At 61.2% G+C, this 20,319-nt stretch carries 25 protein-coding genes, 1 other RNA gene and 1 pseudogene; 15 read left to right on the forward strand and 12 right to left on the reverse strand.

Annotated elements, in window-relative coordinates:
• The first annotated feature begins 21 nt into the window (after positions 1-21).
• Genes L1K66_RS12960 through rsmA form a run of 3 tightly spaced genes read left to right on the forward strand, consistent with a single transcriptional unit; the run spans position 22 to position 3,179 of the window.
• Positions 22-1,335, forward strand: coding sequence for a peptidylprolyl isomerase (locus L1K66_RS12960; RefSeq protein WP_252258242.1), 1,314 nt, complete (start codon positions 22-24; stop codon positions 1,333-1,335).
• A gap of 12 nt (positions 1,336-1,347) precedes the next feature.
• On the forward strand, positions 1,348-2,361 hold the full coding sequence (gene pdxA / locus L1K66_RS12965) for a 4-hydroxythreonine-4-phosphate dehydrogenase PdxA (RefSeq protein ID WP_252258243.1): 1,014 nt from the start codon (positions 1,348-1,350) through the stop codon (positions 2,359-2,361).
• Positions 2,358-3,179 carry a 16S rRNA (adenine(1518)-N(6)/adenine(1519)-N(6))-dimethyltransferase RsmA gene (gene rsmA, locus L1K66_RS12970; RefSeq protein ID WP_252258244.1) on the forward strand — a complete coding sequence of 274 codons (822 nt, stop codon included), beginning with the start codon at positions 2,358-2,360 and terminating at the stop codon, positions 3,177-3,179. Before pdxA ends, rsmA begins: the two co-directional genes overlap by 4 nt.
• Here the strand turns inward: rsmA and L1K66_RS16465 are convergent.
• A complete protein-coding gene (locus tag L1K66_RS16465; protein WP_269076666.1) occupies positions 3,136-3,465 on the reverse strand; it encodes a hypothetical protein in 330 nt (109 codons plus the stop codon). The two genes, rsmA and L1K66_RS16465, sit on opposite strands and share 44 nt — an antisense overlap.
• On the opposite strand from L1K66_RS16465, the gene L1K66_RS12980 reads away from it, so the two are divergent.
• Complete coding sequence (locus L1K66_RS12980) at positions 3,371-4,270, forward strand: alpha/beta hydrolase (protein ID WP_269076665.1); 900 nt, start codon at positions 3,371-3,373, stop codon at positions 4,268-4,270. The two genes, L1K66_RS16465 and L1K66_RS12980, sit on opposite strands and share 95 nt — an antisense overlap.
• 36 nt (positions 4,271-4,306) lie before the next feature.
• Positions 4,307-4,528: pseudogene (locus L1K66_RS12985) on the forward strand (16S rRNA (adenine(1518)-N(6)/adenine(1519)-N(6))-dimethyltransferase); the annotation flags it as partial.
• Here the strand turns inward: L1K66_RS12985 and L1K66_RS12990 are convergent.
• Positions 4,525-5,211 (reverse strand): D-Ala-D-Ala carboxypeptidase family metallohydrolase, encoded by a 687-nt coding sequence (locus L1K66_RS12990; RefSeq protein ID WP_252258245.1) that lies wholly within the window; start codon positions 5,209-5,211, stop codon positions 4,525-4,527. The pseudogene L1K66_RS12985 and the gene L1K66_RS12990 overlap by 4 nt on opposite strands.
• Before the next feature lie 15 nt (positions 5,212-5,226).
• Positions 5,227-7,323 (reverse strand): malate synthase G, encoded by a 2,097-nt coding sequence (locus L1K66_RS12995; RefSeq protein WP_252258246.1) that lies wholly within the window; start codon positions 7,321-7,323, stop codon positions 5,227-5,229.
• Positions 7,324-7,445: 122 nt separating this feature from the next.
• Between L1K66_RS12995 and L1K66_RS13000 the strand changes: the two genes are divergently transcribed.
• The 4 genes from L1K66_RS13000 (at position 7,446) to L1K66_RS13015 (ending at position 11,314) form a co-directional block, all read left to right on the forward strand.
• A complete protein-coding gene (locus tag L1K66_RS13000) occupies positions 7,446-8,636 on the forward strand; it encodes a hydrolase (protein WP_252258247.1) in 1,191 nt (396 codons plus the stop codon).
• An 11-nt stretch (positions 8,637-8,647) separates the two neighbouring features.
• Positions 8,648-9,664, forward strand: a complete 1,017-nt coding sequence (locus tag L1K66_RS13005; protein WP_252258248.1) for an arginine N-succinyltransferase — start codon at positions 8,648-8,650, stop codon at positions 9,662-9,664.
• On the forward strand, positions 9,661-10,911 hold the full coding sequence (locus L1K66_RS13010; RefSeq protein ID WP_252258249.1) for an N-succinylarginine dihydrolase: 1,251 nt from the start codon (positions 9,661-9,663) through the stop codon (positions 10,909-10,911). Before L1K66_RS13005 ends, L1K66_RS13010 begins: the two co-directional genes overlap by 4 nt.
• Positions 10,912-11,059: 148 nt before the next feature.
• The gene (locus L1K66_RS13015) at positions 11,060-11,314 is read left to right on the forward strand and encodes a hypothetical protein (RefSeq protein ID WP_034954924.1); all 255 of its coding nucleotides are present in this window, start codon (positions 11,060-11,062) and stop codon (positions 11,312-11,314) included.
• Between the two features lie 4 nt (positions 11,315-11,318).
• On the opposite strand, the gene L1K66_RS13020 is transcribed toward L1K66_RS13015, so the two are convergent.
• From L1K66_RS13020 to mscL, 4 genes are all read right to left on the reverse strand, one after another.
• Positions 11,319-12,026: a hypothetical protein gene (locus L1K66_RS13020; protein WP_252258250.1), complete on the reverse strand. Its 708-nt coding sequence runs from the start codon at positions 12,024-12,026 to the stop codon at positions 11,319-11,321.
• Between the two features lie 71 nt (positions 12,027-12,097).
• Positions 12,098-12,439: a transfer-messenger RNA gene (ssrA, locus tag L1K66_RS13025) on the reverse strand.
• A gap of 23 nt (positions 12,440-12,462) precedes the next feature.
• Entirely contained in the window at positions 12,463-13,164 is a 702-nt protein-coding gene (locus L1K66_RS13030; protein WP_252258251.1) for a CPBP family intramembrane glutamic endopeptidase, read from the reverse strand.
• Positions 13,165-13,310: 146 nt separating this feature from the next.
• Positions 13,311-13,748 (reverse strand): large conductance mechanosensitive channel protein MscL, encoded by a 438-nt coding sequence (gene mscL, locus L1K66_RS13035; RefSeq protein ID WP_252258252.1) that lies wholly within the window; start codon positions 13,746-13,748, stop codon positions 13,311-13,313.
• A gap of 180 nt (positions 13,749-13,928) precedes the next feature.
• On the opposite strand from mscL, the gene L1K66_RS13040 reads away from it, so the two are divergent.
• The 5 genes from L1K66_RS13040 to L1K66_RS13060 are packed head-to-tail and all read left to right on the forward strand — an operon-like array spanning position 13,929 to position 17,456.
• The gene (locus tag L1K66_RS13040; RefSeq protein WP_051699957.1) at positions 13,929-14,531 is read left to right on the forward strand and encodes a LemA family protein; all 603 of its coding nucleotides are present in this window, start codon (positions 13,929-13,931) and stop codon (positions 14,529-14,531) included.
• 23 nt (positions 14,532-14,554) lie between these two features.
• Positions 14,555-15,406: a TPM domain-containing protein gene (locus L1K66_RS13045; RefSeq protein WP_034954928.1), complete on the forward strand. Its 852-nt coding sequence runs from the start codon at positions 14,555-14,557 to the stop codon at positions 15,404-15,406.
• A gap of 3 nt (positions 15,407-15,409) precedes the next feature.
• Positions 15,410-16,084: a TPM domain-containing protein gene (locus L1K66_RS13050; protein ID WP_252258253.1), complete on the forward strand. Its 675-nt coding sequence runs from the start codon at positions 15,410-15,412 to the stop codon at positions 16,082-16,084.
• Between the two features lie 11 nt (positions 16,085-16,095).
• Positions 16,096-16,677, forward strand: a complete 582-nt coding sequence (locus tag L1K66_RS13055; protein ID WP_252258254.1) for an NUDIX hydrolase — start codon at positions 16,096-16,098, stop codon at positions 16,675-16,677.
• Positions 16,674-17,456 (forward strand): SDR family oxidoreductase, encoded by a 783-nt coding sequence (locus tag L1K66_RS13060; RefSeq protein ID WP_252258255.1) that lies wholly within the window; start codon positions 16,674-16,676, stop codon positions 17,454-17,456. Before L1K66_RS13055 ends, L1K66_RS13060 begins: the two co-directional genes overlap by 4 nt.
• A 111-nt stretch (positions 17,457-17,567) precedes the next feature.
• Here L1K66_RS13060 and L1K66_RS13065 read toward each other — a convergent pair whose 3' ends face one another.
• The 4 genes from L1K66_RS13065 to L1K66_RS13080 are packed head-to-tail and all read right to left on the reverse strand — an operon-like array spanning position 17,568 to position 18,212.
• Complete coding sequence (locus tag L1K66_RS13065) at positions 17,568-17,780, reverse strand: PspC domain-containing protein (RefSeq protein WP_051699960.1); 213 nt, start codon at positions 17,778-17,780, stop codon at positions 17,568-17,570.
• Positions 17,777-17,923, reverse strand: coding sequence for a hypothetical protein (locus L1K66_RS13070; protein WP_252258256.1), 147 nt, complete (start codon positions 17,921-17,923; stop codon positions 17,777-17,779). Before L1K66_RS13070 ends, L1K66_RS13065 begins: the two co-directional genes overlap by 4 nt.
• 29 nt (positions 17,924-17,952) lie before the next feature.
• Positions 17,953-18,063, reverse strand: coding sequence for an enoyl-CoA hydratase (locus L1K66_RS13075; protein WP_252258257.1), 111 nt, complete (start codon positions 18,061-18,063; stop codon positions 17,953-17,955).
• A 38-nt stretch (positions 18,064-18,101) separates the two neighbouring features.
• On the reverse strand, positions 18,102-18,212 hold the full coding sequence (locus L1K66_RS13080; protein WP_252258258.1) for an enoyl-CoA hydratase: 111 nt from the start codon (positions 18,210-18,212) through the stop codon (positions 18,102-18,104).
• Between the two features lie 266 nt (positions 18,213-18,478).
• Here L1K66_RS13080 and recF point away from each other — a divergent pair, with 266 nt between their 5' ends.
• On the forward strand, positions 18,479-19,567 hold the full coding sequence (gene recF, locus L1K66_RS13085; protein WP_252258259.1) for a DNA replication/repair protein RecF: 1,089 nt from the start codon (positions 18,479-18,481) through the stop codon (positions 19,565-19,567).
• Here recF and L1K66_RS13090 read toward each other — a convergent pair.
• Complete coding sequence (locus L1K66_RS13090; protein WP_252258260.1) at positions 19,564-20,265, reverse strand: arylesterase; 702 nt, start codon at positions 20,263-20,265, stop codon at positions 19,564-19,566. The two genes, recF and L1K66_RS13090, sit on opposite strands and share 4 nt — an antisense overlap.
• Positions 20,266-20,319 lie beyond the last annotated feature (54 nt).

The following is a 20,319-nucleotide window of genomic DNA, read 5'->3' on the forward strand; positions in this document are numbered from 1 at the left end:
TCAAAGACTTGTGCAACAGTGATGGCGGCGGGCCTCGTGGGTCTGGCGGCAACTTCCGCACCAGCACAGACCACGGCCGTACCCACGTCCGACAACCCTTTCGGCATCCCGGAAAATTTCCAGGTTTACGGAAGCGACAACCCGAATGAACGCACCGCGACTGCGGTGGTTAACGGCTATGTCATCACCGGAACCGATATCGACCAGCGCGTGCGACTGGTCACCAATTCTGCCGAAGGCGAGGTTTCCGAAGAAGAGCTGCAACGCCTGCGCGCGCAGGTCCTGCGAAACCTGATCGACGAAACGCTGAAGATACAGGCCGCCGAAGCACTTGAATTGCCTGCAGAACGCGCTCAGGTCGAACAGACATACCAGCAGCTTGCGGCCCAGAATTTCGGCTCCAACCCCGAGCGCATGGACGAATATCTGTTGTCCATTGGCTCGTCCCCCGCCGCGCTCAAACGCCAGATCGAAGGCGAACTGGCTTGGGAAAACCTGCTGCGGCGGAACATCACCCCGTTCGTCAACGTGTCGGCGGAGGAGGTGAACGACGTTCTTGCCCGCCTTAACGAGGCCAAGGGAACCGAAGAATACCGGCTCGGCGAAATCTACATGAACGCCACTGCGGAAAATCGCGAAGCGGTGATCCAGAACATGCAGCGTATCATGCAGCAGTTGGAACAGGGTGGCAGCTTCGTCGCCTATGCCCGCCAGTTTTCCGAAGCCACCACGGCGGTGGTTGGCGGCGACACTGGCTTCCTGCGGCTCGCCACCCTGCCCACCGCCATGGCCAACGCCGTGCGCCAGATGCAGCCGGGACAGCTTGTCGGGCCAATCGAGATTCCGGGCGGCTTCACGATCATCTATCTCATCGACAAGCAGCAGGTGCTGACTGCTGACCCGCGAGATTCGCTTCTGAGCCTGCGGCAGATTTCCATCGCCTTCCCCGCTGGCACCACCGATGCGGAGGCCAGCACCCGGATCGAAGAGTTCGGCGCATTCATCCAGACCCTGCGCGGCTGCTCCGATGTCGGCCGTGCCCAGACCGAGTTTGGTGCGACCGTCGTCGCCAATGATCAGATCGAAGCTCGCCGCCTGCCCGAGCAGCTTCAGGGCATTCTCCTCAACATGCAGATCGGCCAGACTACCCCGCCGTTCGGTAGTGCGCAGGATGGCGTTCGCGTGCTGATGCTGTGCGGTCGTGACGAACCACAGGAGTCGGGCGCACCAACGTTCCAGTCGGTGATGAATTCGATCGAGGAAGAGCGCATCAACAAGCGCGCCCAGCGTTACCTGCGCGATCTGCGCAATGACGCCTATATCGAATACAACTAAGGTTGATCCCGCTTGGCTGATCCGGCCCCATCCCCGCTTGCGATTGCGCTCGGCGATCCGGCGGGGATCGGGCCGGAAGTCATCCTTCGCAGCTATCTGGCGCTGCGCCGCTCCGGCCAACCTTTCTTCGTGGTAGGCGGGTTCGAAGTGCTTAGAAACGCTGCTGAACGGATCGGAACCGATTTCACAATCGTTCCCATCGCCGAGGCGGGCGAGGCGCAAATGGCGTTTCACGCAGGCCTGCCGGTTCTCGCCGGGATCGACGCGCCTTACACCCCCGGCATGCCGTCCGACGAAGGCGCGGCGCTTGCACTTTATTCGCTCGCCGAAGCCATCCGCGCGGTCATCCTTGGCGACGCGGCAGGGGTCATTACCGCGCCTGTGAGCAAGGCCCAGCTTGCCAAGGTCGGCTTCGAATATCCGGGGCAGACCGAATTCCTAGCCGAGGCCTGCGGAATGGCCCCTGATGATGCGGTGATGATGCTGGCCGGGCCGACGCTGCGCACGGTTCCGCTGACGGTGCATGTCGCGCTTTCAGAAGTACCGGCCCTGCTTTCACCCGAACTCATCGTCCACAAGGCGCAGATCGTTGCCGCCGCTCTCAAGCGCGATTTCGGCATCGCCAACCCGCGTCTCGCAGTCTCAGGATTGAACCCGCATGCGGGCGAGGACGGGAAGTTCGGTGATGAGGAATCGCGCATCATCGAACCCGCCATCGCTTCCTTGCGTGAACAGGGATTGGATGTGACCGGCCCAGTCCCCGGCGATGCGCTGTTCACGCCGCTGCTGCGCCCGACCTATGACGTGGCGCTCTGCATGTATCACGATCAGGCGCTGATCCCGATCAAGGCGCTGGAATTCGATGCCGGGGTCAACGTAACGCTTGGCCTGCCGATCATCCGCACCTCGCCCGATCACGGGACCGCCTTCGACATCGCCGGACAGGGCAAGGCGGATGCAGGCGCGATGATTGCCGCAATCCGTATGGCAGGCGAAATGGCGAAGGCGCGGAGCGGAAAGGCGTGACCACCCTCCCTCCGATCCGCGATGTCATTCAGCGCCACGGCCTTTCCGCGTCTAAGGCTCTGGGGCAGAATTTCCTCCTCGACGAGCAATTGCTGAGCCGCATCGCCGCGCTTCCGGGCGATCTTGCGGGTAAGCAGGTGCTGGAGGTCGGCCCCGGTCCGGGCGGACTGACGCGGGCGCTCTTGCGCGCAGGCGCGAATGTCACCGCGATTGAAATGGACCGCCGGTGTTTGCCTGCGCTGGAGGAGCTTGGGGAGGCGTTCCCCGGCCAACTCAAGGTGATCGAAGGCGACGCGCTAAAACTGGATCACGGGGATTTGATGAACGGGCAGCCGTTCCATGTCCTCTCCAACCTTCCCTACAATGTCGGGACCGCGCTGTTCGTGCGCTGGCTCGGCGGTGAAGCATGGCCACCACAGTGGCAATCACTGACCCTCATGTTCCAGCGTGAAGTGGCTGAACGGATCGTCGCGCAGCCCGGCAGTTCAGCCTATGGCCGCCTTGCGGTGCTGGCGCAGTGGCGCAGTTCGGCAAAGCTGGCGATGAAGGTCCACCGCAGCGCCTTCACCCCTCCCCCCAAGGTGATGAGCGCGATTGTTCACGTGACTCCTGCCGCCGCACCAGAAGGCGTCTCGGCGCGAACGCTGGAGCGCCTTACCGAAGCCGCATTCGGCCAACGCCGCAAGATGCTGCGCCAGAGCCTGAAGGGCGTGCCGGGTGCGTTGGAGGCGCTTGGTGCGCTTGGCATCGACGAGACCCGTCGGGCTGAAACTGTCAGCGTGGCGGAATTTGTGGGGCTAGCCCGGTCGCTTGGTTAAGGCGACATGCCGCGACAAATCGATACTGGCCAATTGCGGCGATTTTGGTTGAAGTGCAGTCAACCGATTGTTTGACCGGATCATAGACATAGGAATTGAGGATGATCGCCAGGTTTAGGGTGGCCCCCGTTTCGTTCTTGGCACTGGCGAGCGCGTCGCTCGCTGCTTGCGGAGGCGAAGATGCAGCACCCTTGCCGACCACGAATGCGCCGTCACCAAGTCCAAGTCCTTCGCCCACGCCCAGCCCCACGCCCACAGGCGCGGCAATCGCGCTCACTTCGAACATCCAGTACGGCGAAGGCGCAACCGTAAACGGTGCAAAACCACTCTTTCTCGATATTCACGCACCCGATGAAGCGTGCAGCGCTAACCGGCCAACTGTGCTGTTTGTTCATGGCGGCGGATTTACGAGCGGCAACAAAGCCGGTTCCAATGTGAATGCAATCGCCGAGGCTATGATTCCACGCGGGATCAATGTCGTTTCAATCCAGTACCGGCTCGACCCCGACGATCCGCTGCCATCGCAGCCCTTCGTCGATGTGGTCGATGATATCGTGGCAGCGGGCGGCGGCGATCCGAACGAACCGCGCCTCGATGCAATTGCAGCCGCTTTCGAGGACACGGTGGCGGCGCTCGGCTTCCTCGATGCCAATCAGGATAATTTGTGCGTTGATACAGACCGGATCGCCTATTGGGGCTCATCCGCAGGCGCTTACACCGTGCTGCAGGTGGGCTATGGTCTCAACCAGTTCGGCATCCAGCGACCCGAACCGCGCGTGGTGGTGGATTATTGGGGCGGCTTGTTCCGCGACAACGACCTTGAGGTGGGCGAAGCGCCGTTCCTCGTGATCCACGGCACCAATGATGCAACAGTGGATTACAAGGAAGCAGTCGATCTCACCGACCGAGCCGACGTGGTCGCGGTGAGCTTTGCACTCTACACCGTGAACGGCGCCGGGCACGGATTTGGCGCAACCGGCACCTTCACCAACACCGTCGAAGGGCAGACCCTGCTCGAACGCACTGCTGATTTCGTCGAAGCGCACCTGACTGGCGGAACCCCGGTTTACGGGCGGTTTGATGTGAATTAGCGATAGGCGTTTCGGACGCGCGCCCTACCTTGCTTTCTTCACGTGACGCCTGCCGCCGCGCCTGAAGGCGTCTCGGCGCGAACACTGGAACACCTAACCGAAGCCGCCTTCGGCCAACGCCGCAAGATGCTGCGCCAGAGTTTGAAGGGCATGCCGGGTGCGTTGGACGCACTTGGATCGCTTGGCATCGACGAGACCCGTCGGGCTGAAACTGTCAGCGTGGCGGAATTTGTCGCTGCGGCGCGAGAGTTGACTTAGCTTAGCTGCGGACAGGGGCTCGATCTTGCGGTGTAGTCGAAACCCCAGTCTCGAAAGCCGGCGGCATCGATATGGAACCGCCCGGAAGCTCCTCGCTCGCTATCCTTTGGGTCGAAATACGCCCCCAACCCTATGCCCGTCGCCCGGCCCACCCTGCGGTGCATGGCGCACAAATCGGCAAACAGTCGGTGCCTGTCGCTGCGGTTTGTCGCGACCAGATCAAGCGCGGAAAAGCTGAGATGGCGGCTCTGGCTGGCCCCGTTCACGCATCGGTTGATTTGCGGAGTGCGATAAGCCGACACCACTTCGAGCGGCCCCGTGACCGGAATGACCTCATCGCGAAGCAGCTTCAATGTCGGTAAGATTTCGTGCCATCGCTCCTCCGGGATCACCGCAAAGTAATCGGAACCGCAACGCGATGCGTATTGCGCATCAACCCGCCAGAGCTGCCAGGTCGGAACCACTCCGGCGACACCTTCACGTTCAAGAAACCCCTGAAACCCGGCGTAATATTGCGCCTTCCAACCCAAGTGGTGCGCTTCGGACGTGAACAACCAGCGGTTGAAAGCACCGGCTGAACTTGGCCCGGTTTCGTTGGGTGAACGCTCAACATCGCTGACCCCGGCCAGCGAAGCCGTAGTCAGAGCAAAGAAGCCGGCGATGGGGACCATGAAACGCCGCATGGTCTGATGATTGGCCTAGTGCGCCTTTTTGCGCAATCTCCATGCGTGCAGCAGTGGCTCGGTGTAGCCGCTCGGTTGTTCGACGCCCTTGAAGATCAGGTCCTTTGCCGCGCTGAATGCCGGGCCGTCCTCATTGCCGATTAGCGGCGTATAGGCGGGGTCGCCCGCATTCTGCGCATCAACCTTGGCGGCCATGCGGGTGAGGCTGTCCATGACCATTCCCTCGCTCACCACGCCGTGCAGCAACCAGTTGGCGATATGCTGCGAGGAGATGCGCAGCGTCGCACGGTCTTCCATCAGGCCGACGTCGTTTATGTCGGGCACTTTGGAACAGCCAACTCCGGCGTCGACCCAGCGCACCACATAGCCGAGCAAGCCCTGGCAATTGTTGTCGAGCTCCTCGCGCAATTCTTCCTCGGACCAGTTCGCGCCATCGGCCAGCGGGATCGCAAGCAGCGACTCAAGGCCCATTGGCTCGGGAAGGTCTTTCTGCACCTCGAACACATTGAGCTGGTGGTAATGCAGCGCGTGCAGCGTCGCGGCGGTGGGCGAAGGCACCCAGGCGGTGTTCGCTCCGGCGCGCAGGTGGCCGATTTTCTCGACCATCATCTGCCCCATCAGATCAGGCGCGGCCCACATGCCCTTGCCGATCTGCGCCTTGCCAGAAAGCCCATGCTTCAGGCCAATGGCGACATTGCGCGCTTCATAGGCTTTCAGCCAGTCCGAACCCTTCATCGCGCCCTTGCGCATCATCGGCCCGGCCTGCATCGAGGTGTGGATTTCATCGCCCGTTCGATCAAGGAAACCGGTGTTGATGAAGACGATCCGATCACGCACGGCATGAATGCAGGCGGCAAGGTTGGCCGAAGTGCGGCGCTCTTCGTCCATCACGCCCACCTTGATCGTGTGGCGGGGAAGGCTCAGCAGATCCTCCACCGCGTCGAACAGATCGTTGGTGAAGGCACATTCCTCAGGCCCGTGCATCTTGGGCTTCACAATGTAGATCGAGCCGTGGCGCGAGTTGCCGTATTTCGCATGGCCTTCGACATCGAGCGTCGAGATCGCGCTGGTGAAGACGGCATCCATTATGCCTTCGGGCACTTCGCTGCCATCGGGCAGGCGGATCGCCGGGTTGGTCATCAGGTGGCCGACATTGCGCACGAACATCAGACTGCGTCCCGGCAGGCTGTGCTCGGCTCCGGAGCCATCCTTGTAGCCCTTGTCCCCGTTGAGCTTGCGGGTGAGCGTGCGCCCACCCTTTTCAAAGCTTTCCTGCAAATCGCCGCGGATAATTCCGAGCCAATTGGTGTAGGCGAGCAGCTTGTCCTCGGCATCCACCGCCGCGACCGAATCCTCGCAATCGGCAATCGTCGTGAGCGCGGATTCGACCATGATGTCGGCTATCCCGGCCTTGTCGCTCGCGCCTACGGGTGTCGATCGGTCGAAGATCACTTCGATATGCAGGCCGTTGTTGCGGAACAGCAGGCCCTTTTCGGTAAAGCCGACCCACTGGCTTTCGTCCTGCAATTTGCCGTCGTGTTCGTCTTTCAGATCGGCCCAGCTCTGGTCGACCAGCGGCAAGGCCTGATCAAGAAATTGCCGTCCGCGCGCGATGACAGCCGCACCGCGCGCCTCGTCATAACCGCCGGGCTTTGCAGGCGGCGCATCGAGCGCGTCGGTTCCATAGAACGCGTCATAAAGTGAGCCCCAGCGGGCATTGGCCGCGTTCAGCAAAAAGCGCGCGTTGAGGATCGGCACCACCAGCTGCGGGCCTGCCATGGTGGCGATTTCCGGATCGACGTTCTGCGTGCCGATCTGGAAGTCACCCGGTTCTGGCACGAGATAGCCGATTTCCCGGAGGAAGGCCTGATACTCGGCCGGGTCATGCGGCTTGCCTCTGCGCGCGATATGCCAGCTGTCGATCTGGCGCTGGATTTCCTCACGCTTTGCGAGCAGTGCGCGGTTGCGCGGCGCAAACTCGGCAAGGATCGCGGCAAAGCCGTCCCAGAATGCCGCCGCATCGCGCCCGAGCGGGACAAGCACCTGCGTTTCAAGGAAATCCGCCAGCCTTTCGTCAATCGAAAGACCTGCGCGATCAGTCATGTTTGTCATTGGCGTCCTCATGAATCGATCAGATCGGTTCCCGGGGAGGAGGACAGCGCGTCTATGGCCAAGTGGAGGGCAGATTGCAACGGGTTGGAAGGCGCGAATTCGCCCGCTAAGACCTTTTGCCAATGACGCGCACAACGCCCCCTTCCATCGATGCCGACGCCATGCTGGATCAAGTCCGGGAATGGTCGGCCATCAACACCGGCACGGCCAATCTTGAAGGGTTGGCCCGGCAGGCCGATGCCTTGAGCAAGGCCTTTTCCGTGCTGCCCGGCGAGATCAGCCTTGTCGATCCCGCGCCTGTCACCGCGATCGACGCGGACGGCAGCGAATTTGCCAAGCCGCATGGCAAGCATCTGGTCGTCAAGGTGCGCCCGACCGCGAACCGTCGCATCCTTCTGACCGGGCATATGGACACCGTTTTTCCGGCAGACCACCCGTTCCAGCATCAACGCTGGCTCGAAGACGGCGTCCTCAACGGCCCCGGCGTTGCCGACATGAAAGGCGGCATAGCCGTGATGCTGCACGCTCTGATGGCCTTTGAACAGACGGCCAGCGCCGGATCTCTGGGCTATGACGTGCTGATCAATTCGGACGAGGAAACCGGATCACTCGCCAGCGCCGGGCTGATCGCGGAGATGGCGCGTGGCAAGCTGGCCGCGCTCACTTATGAACCAGCAGCCTTGCCCGACGGGACGCTTGCCCATGCTCGCGGGGGAACCGGCAATTATTCGATAACGTTCAGCGGCAAGAGCGCGCATGCCGGCCGCAATCCGCATGAAGGGCGCAACGCTCTGGTCGCTGCAGCCGACCTTATCCTGCGGCTAAAGGCGATGGAGCGTGAAGACATCACAATCAATCCGGCAAAGCTGGAAGGCGGCGGGCCCAACAATGTCGTGCCCGACCACGCGGTTCTGCGGTTCAACATCCGCCCCAAATCGACATCGGCGATGGAAGGGTTCGATACCGAACTTGCCAAAGTGTTGAGTGCCGTCGAGCGGGAGCACGAAGTGTCGATTCACCGCCACGGGGGGGTGACACGGCCTCCCAAACCGATCGACGACAAGGCTCAGAAACTGTTCGACCTTGTGCGTGAATGCGGCGCCGAACTGGGTCAGGACATCCGCTGGCAATCAACCGGCGGCGTGTGCGACGGCAACAACATCGCTGCTTGCGGCGTGCCTGTGGTGGACACGATGGGCGTGCGCGGCGGCGCGATCCATTCGGCTGACGAATTCCTGATCACCGCCAGCCTGGCAGAGCGCGCCGCGCTTTCGGCCCGCGTGATCGAACGCCTTTCGAACTTCGAATTCTAGGGAGCACCCATTTGAGCTTTCGCCTTCGCGCTGCGCGCCTTTCCGATCTGGAACACCTTTATGAAATGGCCAAGCTGACCGGCGGCGGCTTCACCAATCTGCCGCCTGATCGCAAGGCGTTGGGAGCGAAGCTTGAACGCGCGGCGGAAGCCTTTGCCAACACCGAAGACGCTCTGGTTGACGAACAGTTCGTGCTGGTCCTGGAAAACCTCCAGACCCGCAAGGTCGCTGGTACGTGTCAGCTGATGACAATGGTGGGCCAGCAATGGCCGTTCTATTCCTATCGCCTCAACACGCTGACCCAGTATTCGCAGGCGCTTGACCGAACCGTTCGCGCGGAACTGCTCAGCCTCGTCACTGATCTCGAAGGGTCGAGCGAGGTCGGCGGGCTGTTCCTGCATCCCAATGAGCGCGCAGGCGGGCTCGGCCTGTTGCTGGCGCGATCACGCTATCTCTTTGTCGCCATGCATCGTGAACGCTTTGCCGATCGCATTCTGGCCGAATTGCGCGGGATCATCGACGAACGCGGCGGTTCCCCGTTCTGGGACGGTGTGGCCGGTCGCTTTTTCGGCATGTCGTTTCAGGAAGCGGATTATTTCAACGCGATCAACGGCAACCAGTTCATCGCCGATCTGATGCCCAAGCATCCGGTCTATGTCTCGATGCTTTCGGAGGACGCCCGCAGCGTGATCGGCGTGCCTCACCCCACCGGACGTGCTGCCATGCGCATGTTGGAGAACGAAGGCTTCCACTACGAAGGCTATGTCGACATCTTCGACGGGGGGCCGACCATGGTGGCCCGCACGGACGAAGTGACGAGCGTGAAGAATTCGGTCGAGGCCAAGCTCGTTTCGCACGATTTGGCCGAAGGAGAGCGGGCGATCCTGGCGACGGGGCGGCTCGAAACTTTCCGTGCCTGCTACGGCGCGCGCAAATTCGACGGCGAAGGCGGTATTGCCATCGACGCGGCTGCGGCTGATGCGCTCGACGTGAAAGACGGAGACATGATCTGGAGTGTCGCGCGATGAGCCTTGTGGAGATCAATTTCGACGGCATCGTCGGCCCTTCGCACAATTATGCCGGCCTCAGCCTGGGGAATATCGCCAGCGCCAGCCACAAGGGCGATGCGTCCTATCCGCGCGCGGCCGCGCTGCAGGGAATCGCCAAGATGCGCGGAAATCTGGCGCGACTGGGCGTTCAGGGATTCCTGCTTCCGCTCCCCCGGCCGAACGTCCTGCTTCAACAAGTTCTGGCCTATGACGGCACGGAGGATGCGGCATTGCGCGCAGCCCCTTGGTCGGCATCGTCGATGTGGACCGCTAATGCCGCAACGGTCAGCCCCGCGCCGGACACCGCCGACGGGCGCTGCCATCTGTCACCTGCCAATCTGGTCACCATGCTGCATCGCGCGCAGGAATGGCCAGATACAAAGCGTCAGCTCGACATCGCCTTTGCCGACTCCCGCCACTTCGCAGTGCATGGTCCGGTCCCGCCCACTTTCGGGGACGAAGGCGCCGCCAACCACATGCGTTTTTGTGAAGGGCACGGCGCCGCCGGGGTGGAGGTATTTGTTTACGGTCGGCCGGGAGGACGCTTCCCCGCACGCCAGCACGAACAGGCGAGCCGTCTGGTCGCCCGCGCGCACGGGCTCGATCCTGAAAAGTGCGTCTTCATCGAACAAAACCCGGCAGCGATCGAGGCTGGCGCGTTCCACAATGACGTGGTTTCGGTGGCCAATGAACGCGTCCTGTTCACCCATGCCGAAGCATTTGCCGATCAGCAGGGCGCCTATGACGCGATCCGCGCCGCCTTCCCCGCGCTCGAAGTGGTGGAAGTGCCCAGCTCCGCGGTCACCCTCCAGGAAGCGATCCGCACTTACCTCTTCAATGCGCAATTGCTGACGCTGCCCGACGGATCGATGGCGCTGATCGTTCCCGAAGAATGCCGCGAAAGCGCATCAGTCTGGGCCTATTGCGAAAGCATGATGGCGAGCAACGGCCCTATTCGCGAGGTGATCCCCGTGGATGTACGGCAATCAATGGCCAATGGCGGCGGCCCGGCCTGTCTGCGCCTGCGCGTGGTTTGCGACCCTGCGACGGTCGACCCCCGCTTTCTGCTCGACGAGGCCAAGGCCGACCGGATCGAGGAAGTGATTGGCCGGACCTGGCCCGAACAAATCGACCCGGCGGACATCGGCAGCGAGGCTCTGGCCGCGCAGGTCATCGCCGCGAGAGCGGCGCTTTTGACCGTACTAGAACTGGAAGAATTGCACTGATCGTTCCGCGCGAAAAAGAATGAGAGTTAACGCGATTGCGTTCGCGTCGGATCGGCTTACACTTCAATCCACGTTAACCAGTGCACCCTGCACCAATGCGTCGTTGGCACAGGGTTTGCTCTGAACTGGATTAACCTTTGGAGTGGTGATGCTGCGCAAGATCGGTCGGCTGTTTGTGATCAAGAACAGGCTTGAAGCCTTCGTGATCATTTACGCCCTCGCCCTTGGCGCAACCGCACGCGGCTCGGCCTATCTCGACAAATATCCGGGCGGCTGGGGTGTGGCGCTGTTCTTCGCCGCGACCGGCGCCGTTTTCCTTGCCGGTGCTGCGATTCTCGACTCGCTCAGGGTGAAGAAGGAACTCGCCGAATTGAAGGCGAGCATCGAGCAAAAGGCGCAGTAACTCGCTATTCGGCCAAGATCGGTTCACCATTGTCGTCAAAGCGCGGAAGCATGGCGAGATTGCGGGCATCCCTCAATTCCAGCGTGACCTGCTTGCGGCGGAAATCGCGCCGGGCTCCGACAGTCGCGACTTCCAGCCGCGGACTTCCGCGCGCCACGATCCGGCGATTGCGGAAAAACGATCTTAGCTCGCTAAGGTTTGGTTCGATGAATTCCTGATCGCGCTCACCTTCGACAACGATGCCCGTTTCGCGGTTTCGATCACCCGAGATCTGACCCGACGGCGCCACGATGTTGAGCAGGTCGAATAGTGTCTCCCGGTCGATTTCAACAACAATCACATTGGGATGACGGGTGGTCTGCCGCCCGCGCGGCAAGGCACCGATGCCCGAACGGCTTGAGGTATCAATTCCCGCCGAACCGAGAATTTCGACCTCTTCCAAGGGGGAGGCCTGCGTATCGAGATTGTAAAGTTCGAACCTGTCACCAACGCGCTGCACATCGGCGACATCCATGATGATCGCCATCTCGCCCTGGCTTTCCGCATCCCGTTTCCGGGCGGTTCGCTGAAATTGCTTGGGTTGAAGACATTCGACCGAACAGATCGTCCGCAACCGCGCCAGATAATCCTGATATGGTTCAGCCGATGCGCTGCCTGCCATCGGAGCTGCCAGCATCATCACCAGTCCTGCGGCCAGAAATGGAATGCGCAAACCTGTCCCCAGAAGTGTCGTGGCCGAAAAAATTGGTGGGGGGTTCTGTTGCTAGGCCCCCCCGGGCCCCCGGAATCCGCTTCTGTTGCCCGGTGGGTCCAACCGCGCATAGGCTTTGTAAGATCAGGCCGTTAGGCCGTCAGATTACGCAGCGATTGCGAGTGCTTCGTTATCGTTGGCACTTATGAGTTTTGAACAGTTTTACGGGTTACTCAGCCCGGGCAAAAACTACGCTTTTCAGCCCACGTCGATCCTAGTTCGGCCCCGTCAAAAGCCCCGGAATTCCGGGATTTATGGTGGAGCCGCCGGGTACTGCCCCCGGGTCCGTTGTGCCTATTGCACGCAGCAATTTATCGCCATAGTCGGTTGCCCGACGCCGCCTATATAGCGTCAAATTGCTGAATGAGAAGTGAGCAGGCTGGCCGCGTTACTCGCTTCATCCGAGATAGCGACTGGTCTGACCAATGGTATTTACCGCACCGTGGACAAGGATCAGCGGCCAGATCGTCGTGTTCCTGATGCGCAGATAGATCAGCCCGAACAGCAATCCGATCGCGCCCGTCACGACCGCCCCGTTCATTCCCTGATAGTAATAATGGCGATAGCCGAAAAACACCGCCGCGATGATGGCGGCGAGAATGCCTGCACCGCGCATGCCGCCCAGAGTATCGGACAACTTGGTGATGATGAAAGCGCGGAACAGCAGTTCTTCGAAGAACGAGCCATGGGTCCACACCACCAGCATGATCACGAGATAGGCGGCCAGATCGCCGCGCACGAAATCGAACCGTCCGCTGGTCCCGACATCTTCGAAGAATAGATTCGCAAACGCGCTTGCGCCGGCGACCGTGACGAGGAAGGCGATGAAGATTGCGACCGACCACCCCAGCACCGCAAGCCAGCTTTCCGGCCAGCGGAAGCCCAGATCGCTCCATTTGAGACCACGGCGATAAAGCAGAACCGTGCCGACGATCATCGCCGACAGCGTAGATGCAGGTCCCGCGAATACGAATGTATATGGCAGCAAGGCCTGTTTCGCGATCACAAGCACCGCGACGACGATGACCAGATCAATTGCAGCCGAGAGGCGCGTCGATTGCCCGTCGGGATCGACAAATTGTGTATCATTCGGTTTCATCGGGCCGCCCTAGCAAAGGGCCTTCACGCGCGAATCTGACGATATGCATACGCGCCACTCGGGCCGACCGAAGGGCCGGATCGAGGACGAACAGCGCCCAGACTTCGCCCGGCGACCAGAAAACCGCCGGGCAAAGGCAGCTATCGCTACTTCTTCAGGGCGTCGCGGATCTCGATGAGCAGCTCGATCTCGGTCGGCCCGGCAGGTTCAGCCGGGGCTTCTTCCTGCTTCTTTTCAAACTGCGCCGTCACCTTGTTGGCATAGCGCACCAGCAGGAAGATGATGAAGGCAAGGATCACGAAATTGATCGCCGTGGTGATCAGCGCGCCATACCCGATCATCGCGGCCCCCGCTTCTTTCAGGGCAGCATAGTCGGTCATCGATCCTTCGTAGCCTTCGGGCGCGCTAAGCAGGATGAAGTAGCTGGAGAAATCCGCGCCGCCGAAAATATAGCCTACCACCGGCATGATCACATCCTGCGTGAGCGATGTGACGATAGTCCCGAACGCCCCCGCGATAATCACCGCAACGGCCAGTTCCATGACATTGCCCATGGCAATGAATTGCTTGAATTCGTTAAGCATTGTGATCCCCACTTTTCTTGCTCCAACGTGCCAGCATTCGCAGGTTGGCCCCAGTTTGCCAAGCACCCCATTTGCGTGGCTCGATCCTTGAAAGGTCGATGCGGTGTGCTATATCCGCAATACAGGACATCTTGCGTCGCCCGATCAAGGGTCAGGCGCTTCTTTCTTGGAGGGATACTCATGAATTTGCGTAATTTCGGGCGCGGCATCGTGGTCGCTGCCGTTTCTCTCACGCTGGCCGCTTGCGGCATCAATTCCGTCCCTGCGGCAGAAGAAGAGGCCAAGGCAAAGTGGGCGGACGTAGAAGCGCAGTTCCAGCGGCGCGCCAACCTCATCCCTAACCTTGTCGAAGTTGCTCAGGGCGCGGCTCAGAACGAGCAGGCAATCCTGACCGGGGTGACCGAAGCGCGCGCCCGTGCAAGCAGCATCAACATCTCGACTGACGACTTGCGCGATGCCGAAAAGATGCAGGAATTTGCCGAGGCACAAGGCCAGCTTGGCCAGGGCATCGGACGCTTGCTCGCCAGTTTCGAAGCCTATCCGCAGATCCAATCGAACCAGAACTTCCTCGCGCTGCAGAGCCAGCTCGAAGGGACGGAAAACCGCATCGCCGTGTCCATTCGCGACTACAATGAAGCGGTGCGCAAATATAACACCACGATCCGCACCTTCCCCGACACGATCGGCGCGAACATCATCCACGGTGCGGAGCCAATGGAGCCCTACACCGCCGTGACGGAAGGTGCCGAGGTCGCGCCGACCATCGACATGACGTCGAATTAAGCGCGGTGAAGCGTAGCCTGAACATGGTGCTGGCAGCGCTGTTTGCGCTGCTGGCAATCTTGCTACCGGCGCAAGCCTATGCCCAGCCGGAATTCCCGGCATTGACGGGGCGTGTGGTCGACAATGCCGATCTGCTGTCTCCTCAGCAGGAGGCGGAGCTGACCACCAAGCTGGAGGCGCTTGAGGCCCAAACGCAGCGCCAACTGGTTGTCGCTACAATTCCCGATCTCCAAGGCTATGACATCGCCGATTACGGCTACCAGCTGGGCCGTGCATGGGGGATTGGCGATGCGGAACGCAATGATGGCGCACTGTTGCTCGTCGCCCCGAACGACCGCAAGGTCCGGATCGAAGTTGGCTACGGCCTCGAAGGCTATCTGACCGATGCCTATTCCGCACTGGTCATCCAGAATTTCATCATACCGCGTTTTCGTGACGGGGATTTCCCCGGCGGGATCATGGCTGGCACTGACGCGATCATCCAGGTCCTGCAGCTCACGCCCGAAGAAGCAGCCCAGCTCAATCGCGAGGCGACTGCGGAGCGCAAGAGCGATGGGGGCTTCCCTGTCGGCGGGCTGATCTGGCTGGGCTTCATGTTCTTCTTCTTCGTGCTTCCGATCATTCGCGGCAGCCGCAGGCGCAGGCGCTATCGCTCCAAGGGCAAGGGCCCGTGGGGTGACCGAGTCGATGATGCCGCAGATGTCGCATCAAACATCATCCTTTGGGAAATCGGCAGCGCGATCGCTCGCGGCGCCATGTCCGGCGGAAGCAGCGGCGGCAGCAGCTGGGGCGGCGGAGGCGGCTTTGGCGGCGGCGGAGGCTTTTCCGGCGGTGGCGGATCATTCGGGGGCGGTGGCGCCTCCGGGGGGTGGTAAGCGATGGGCTATCTGACTGAAGACCAGCACAAGACCGTATCGGCCGCCGTCGCCGATGCCGAGTTGAACACCTCAGGCGAAATCCTGACGGTTCTGGCTGATCGCTCCGACGGCTACACCGATGTCGCGCTGCTTTGGGCAGCGGCGATATCCTTTACCGCGATGAGCGCGTTTGCAGCCTTCCCCCAGCCCTTTCTCGATCTGTGGGATGCGCTGATCGGCGGTTGGAGCCATGAATGGACCACCGGCGAACTTGCCAGCATGACGATCGCCCTCGGCCTGATTGCGTTTGTCGTGTCCTGGGCGGTGCAGCAATGGGACCCGCTGCGGTTCCTGCTGATCCCGGCCCCGGTCAAGACAGCGCGTTGCCATGAGCAGGCGATCAAGCATTTCAAGGTCGGTGCGGAACGCCGCACCCATGGCCGCACCGGCGTGCTGATCTATCTTTCCATGTCAGAACACAGGGCAGAAATCGTCGCAGATCGCTCCATCGCCGAAAAGGTCGATGCCGAAGTCTGGGGCGAGGCGATGGGCGACATGTTGGCGCATATCAAACGCGACCGTATCGCCGAAGGGCTCGCGGTGGGTGTGCGCGATGTCGGCTTTGTTCTGGCGCAGCACTTCCCACGCGGGGATGAAGACGAAAACGAGCTTCCCGATCGACTGATCGAGGTCTAGGCGCTTCACCCATGAGTGAATTTGAACTGATCCGCGATCCCGACGCGGACAAGCCCGAAGAGGTGATGTGGCAAGGCCGTTTCATCACCGCCAAGACCCGCGGACGCTGGGAATATGTCGGGCGGGCATGGGGTATTCGGGCTGCGGCGATCATCGCGATTGATGAAGACCCCGACGGCACGCGGCACGTCATCCTCGTCAGCCAGTATCGCGTCCCGCTGGGGCGTTTCTGCCTCGAGATCCCGGCAGGCCTGGTCGGCGACGATGAAGGCAGCGAAGGCGAATTGGCCGTTGATGCCGCGATCCGTGAGCTGGAGGAAGAAACCGGATACCGCGCCGAAAGGATGGAGGTGCTGGGCGAATTCTATTCCTCGCCCGGAATGGTCTCCGAAAGTTTCACACTGCTGCGCGCCACCGGCCTGACCAAAGTCAGCGAAGGCGGCGGGACCGATAGCGAGAACATCAATGTGCATCGCGTGGCGCTGCGCGAGCTTGGCGGCTTTGTCGCACGCTGGCGTAAAGCCGGTCACGGCGTCGACGTGCGTATCGCGATGCTGATGACACCGGAATATCTGGGAGAGGAATTGAAATGACGAAACGTTGCGAAGGCAAGCTCGCATTGGTGACGGGCGGTGCCCAGGGACTTGGCCGGGCGCATTGCATCCGGCTGGCGCAGGAAGGCGCGCGAGTTCTCGCGACCGACATCAACGGCGACGGAGCAGCCGAAACGGCCGCTATCGTCAATGCCGAAATGGGCGCAGGCACAGCCTTCAGTATAGCGCATGACGTGACCGATCCGGCCCAATGGGAAGCCGCCGTCGATGCGGCCCGCGAACATCTGGGCGGGCTTAACGTGCTGGTGAACAATGCCGGCATCGGAGTTCCGGGCAATATCGAGGAATGCAATTTCGCCGACTGGCAGCGTTGCTTTGACATCAACGTGAATTCGATCTTCCACGGCTGCCAGAAGGCGCTGCCGCTGATGCGCGAACACGCTCCGGGATCGATCATCAACATCTCGAGCATCGCCGGGCTGATCGCCAGCGACACAATGCCCGCCTACAATGCGTCAAAGGCCAGTGTGTGGATGCTGTCGAAATCGATCGCGCTGCATTGTGCGAAGAAGAATATGCAGATCCGCTGCAATTCGGTGCACCCGACCTTTGTCGATACGCCGATCCTCGATGGCACGGCGCGCGCGCATCAGCTGGACAAGGATGTGCTGATGGGAAAGCTCGCCCGCCAGATTCCGCTGAAATTCGTCGGCGAGCCGAACGATATCGCCAATGCCGTGGTCTATCTTGCCAGCGACGAAAGCCGGTTCATGACAGGTGCCGAACTCAAGCTGGATGGCGGCATCAGCGCGATGTGATCGCGGACGCCGCGCGTATACAAAAAGAGAGGGGCCAACTGGCCCCTCCCGGTTCGATCAGATCGGTCTTGGCGGTCCGAAAACCGGGAGCCGCTTTTCTTTGCGCCAAGATCAGTCCGCGATGAATGCGATCGCGAGGTAGATCAGGATCGGCAGTCCGAAGCCCGCCAGCGTTAGGCCGACAAAGCCGAGCCGCCAGATCAGGGCATCAACGCCCGACCAATTCGCAAGCCCTGCGCAAACACCGAAAATCTTGCCGTCACGCTTGTCCAGGGTGAAGCCGCTCTGCGGGGGACGGCCATTGTTGTGGGTCAGATTGCTCATGCGATGGCTCCAAGGGTGAAAGTGGCAGCGGGGCTGGCCGGTACGATGGCGGTGGCCATCAGGGTGATGGTGATGATCAGCGAACCTGCGGCCGCGGCAATGCGGGCGCCGGTCGTGCCAGAAAGTTCGAAGAACGAGTACATTTGGGTTTCCTTTGCTTGAGAGTGGCAGATCAGACGATTGCGGGGCTGCCGGGGATGATCGCGTATGCGAAGACGCCGGCGGTGAGGATCACCGAAAACGCGGCGGCGAACAGGCGATTGGCGGTTTCACTGGTAAACATGATGAAGGGGGTCCTTTGATTGAGTGCTCTGTCTGAAATCAGGCAAGCGAGGGGGTTGCGGGGACGATGGCGTAGGCCATCATGGCAGCGGTGATAACCAGCGAGAAAGCGGCAGCTGCGAAACGGTTCGAAAGGTCGGTAGCAAACATTTTTGGTCTCCTGAGTGAGTGGTCTTTGTGTTTCCGCGGGGCCATCCCGGGGATGCCAAATACTTTGCAGGAGGTGTGCCAAACTCGAGAAATGGCGGAAATCCGGGGTTTTTGGACTCGGAGCGACTGAATGATCCGTTCATCAATCCGAAAGGTTGGGAAATTTTACCACCTCTTGGGATTGGGCATTTCCCAGCACGTACGGATACCGCAAACTTCGCTATCGCTGGCCTTTCGCGCGGCGCGTGCTAGGCGGTCGGACGACCATGGCGCTGACGAAAATCACCCTCAGCAATTTCCGCAATCACGCGAGCAGCGAGCTCGCCGACACAGCGCATTTCAATCTGCTCGTTGGCGAAAACGGCGCAGGCAAGACAAATGTGCTCGAAGCGATTTCATTGCTCAGTCCGGGGCGCGGATTGCGGCGCGCACAATTGCCCGATCTGGCACTGCGCACCACGCCTGATGCCCCGCCTGCGGCATTCGCCATTGGCGCCAGCCTGATCGAGCAGGGACAGATTTCAGCGCGCATTGGCACCTATACCGAAGCGGAGCGCCCTTCCCGCCGACTGGTGCGGATCAACGGCGCGGACGCAAGCGCCGGCGCCTTGTCCGAATGGCATGCCGTTTCCTGGCTGACCCCGGCGATGGACGGACTGTTCACTGACAGCGCGAGCGCGCGGCGAAGGTTTGTTGACCGGATGGCTCTGGCCATAGAGCCGGGCCATGCCAAGTCAGTAAACAGTCTCGAAACGGCGCTGCGCGAACGCAACCGTCTGCTGGAAGATCGCAGCGACGCGCGCTGGCTTGACGCAATCGAGGCGCAGGCGGCGCAACATGGCAGCGTGGTTGCTCAGACACGATCACGTCTGATTGCACTGCTGGCTGATGAACTCTCCGCCCTGCCCCCCGAACCCTTTGCCCGCCCGATCCTGACCTATCGCCCCGGCGGCCCCATCGATCCGCAAGAGCTCTTGGCCGAATTCGCCCGTGCGCGCCCGCGTGACCGTGCAGCGGGCCGCGCCCTGTCAGGCCCGCACCGCGACGAATTGGAAGTGGTAATGATGGGATCGGGTCAACCTGCCGCTTCCTGCTCCACTGGCGAACAGAAAGCGATGCTGATCGCGATCACACTGGCGCATGGTGTTCTGGCCTCGTCGGGTCGGCCAAGCGTGCTGCTGCTGGACGAAGTGGCCGCGCATCTCGATCCGGTGCGACGCATCGAACTGTTCCGCCGCTTGCGCGAAGGCAAGGCACAGATCTGGATGACCGGAACCGAACTCGTCCCCTTCGCCGACATCGAAGCCGAGGCGGCAATCTGGCGGGTAAGCGGCGGGACGCTGGAGCGGCTCTAGCCTTCCGCCTCATCGGTTTCGGGCAGAGCGGCCATTACCTCGTCCAGGGTCGAGGCCACCAGCGCTTCGACACCCTCCTCTGTCGGGTGGATACGGTCTGACTGGAACAAGGACGCGTCCTGATAGATATCTTCCATCCAGAACGGGATCAGCGCCGTGCCATATTCCTCGGCAAGCTCGCCATACAGCGCATCGAACTGCGCCTGATATTCTGGGCCGTGATTGGGCGGAGCGCGCATTCCCATGAGCAGGACAGGAATGTCGCGTTCGCTCAGTATGGTAAGCATGGCATCGAAATTGGCGCGCGTTTCCGCTGGGGAAAGCCCGCGCAGCAGATCGTTGCCGCCCAGTTCGAGGATGAAAAAGTCCGGCTTTTCGGCCTGAGCGTCGAGGATGAATTCGAGCCGGTCCAGTCCGGCCGCCGTGGTGTCACCCGAAACCCCGGCGTTGACGATCCTGGCGTTGATTCCCTTCGCACGCAGGGCAGCTTCGAGCTTTGCGGGGTAGGAATCCGCCTTGTCGGCAAAGCCATATCCGGCAAACAGGCTGTCCCCGAACGCGATGATATCGATCTGTTCGCCCATAACCGGGATCACCAGTTCGTCCTCGGCAATCTCTCCCGTGGCCGGCTCGCTCGGCGCTTCGGAACCGCAAGCGGCAAGCGCCAATGCGACCGGGAAACCAACGGCGATCCTCACGCGTTTCTGCCAAACACCCATAGCGATCTGCGAACCTTTCCAATTCGTACTTGT

This window comes from Erythrobacter aurantius (genome assembly GCF_023823125.1).
Classification (GTDB): domain Bacteria; phylum Pseudomonadota; class Alphaproteobacteria; order Sphingomonadales; family Sphingomonadaceae; genus Erythrobacter; species Erythrobacter aurantius.

What these genes read in the sequence shown, in the direction of transcription:
- L1K66_RS13010 (WP_252258249.1), top strand. Translation starts at nt 9,661, where the DNA reads ATGAGCCTTGTGGAGATCAATTTCGACGGCATCGTCGGCCCTTCGCAC.
- mscL (WP_252258252.1), bottom strand. Translation starts at nt 13,748, where the DNA reads ATGCTTAACGAATTCAAGCAATTCATTGCCATGGGCAATGTCATGGAA.
- L1K66_RS12960 (WP_252258242.1), top strand. Translation starts at nt 22, where the DNA reads ATGGCGGCGGGCCTCGTGGGTCTGGCGGCAACTTCCGCACCAGCACAG.
- L1K66_RS13070 (WP_252258256.1), bottom strand. Translation starts at nt 17,923, where the DNA reads ATGTACTCGTTCTTCGAACTTTCTGGCACGACCGGCGCCCGCATTGCC.
- L1K66_RS13040 (WP_051699957.1), top strand. Translation starts at nt 13,929, where the DNA reads ATGAATTTGCGTAATTTCGGGCGCGGCATCGTGGTCGCTGCCGTTTCT.
- L1K66_RS13075 (WP_252258257.1), bottom strand. Translation starts at nt 18,063, where the DNA reads ATGTTTACCAGTGAAACCGCCAATCGCCTGTTCGCCGCCGCGTTTTCG.
- L1K66_RS13050 (WP_252258253.1), top strand. Translation starts at nt 15,410, where the DNA reads ATGGGCTATCTGACTGAAGACCAGCACAAGACCGTATCGGCCGCCGTC.
- L1K66_RS13000 (WP_252258247.1), top strand. Translation starts at nt 7,446, where the DNA reads ATGACGCGCACAACGCCCCCTTCCATCGATGCCGACGCCATGCTGGAT.
- L1K66_RS13045 (WP_034954928.1), top strand. Translation starts at nt 14,555, where the DNA reads ATGGTGCTGGCAGCGCTGTTTGCGCTGCTGGCAATCTTGCTACCGGCG.
- L1K66_RS16465 (WP_269076666.1), bottom strand. Translation starts at nt 3,465, where the DNA reads ATGTTCGAAGTGAGCGCGATTGCCGCGCCTGTGGGCGTGGGGCTGGGC.
- L1K66_RS12990 (WP_252258245.1), bottom strand. Translation starts at nt 5,211, where the DNA reads ATGCGGCGTTTCATGGTCCCCATCGCCGGCTTCTTTGCTCTGACTACG.
- L1K66_RS13080 (WP_252258258.1), bottom strand. Translation starts at nt 18,212, where the DNA reads ATGTTTGCTACCGACCTTTCGAACCGTTTCGCAGCTGCCGCTTTCTCG.
- L1K66_RS13030 (WP_252258251.1), bottom strand. Translation starts at nt 13,164, where the DNA reads ATGAAACCGAATGATACACAATTTGTCGATCCCGACGGGCAATCGACG.
- recF (WP_252258259.1), top strand. Translation starts at nt 18,479, where the DNA reads ATGGCGCTGACGAAAATCACCCTCAGCAATTTCCGCAATCACGCGAGC.
- L1K66_RS13015 (WP_034954924.1), top strand. Translation starts at nt 11,060, where the DNA reads ATGCTGCGCAAGATCGGTCGGCTGTTTGTGATCAAGAACAGGCTTGAA.
- L1K66_RS13055 (WP_252258254.1), top strand. Translation starts at nt 16,096, where the DNA reads ATGAGTGAATTTGAACTGATCCGCGATCCCGACGCGGACAAGCCCGAA.
- L1K66_RS13060 (WP_252258255.1), top strand. Translation starts at nt 16,674, where the DNA reads ATGACGAAACGTTGCGAAGGCAAGCTCGCATTGGTGACGGGCGGTGCC.
- L1K66_RS13065 (WP_051699960.1), bottom strand. Translation starts at nt 17,780, where the DNA reads ATGAGCAATCTGACCCACAACAATGGCCGTCCCCCGCAGAGCGGCTTC.
- L1K66_RS12995 (WP_252258246.1), bottom strand. Translation starts at nt 7,323, where the DNA reads ATGACAAACATGACTGATCGCGCAGGTCTTTCGATTGACGAAAGGCTG.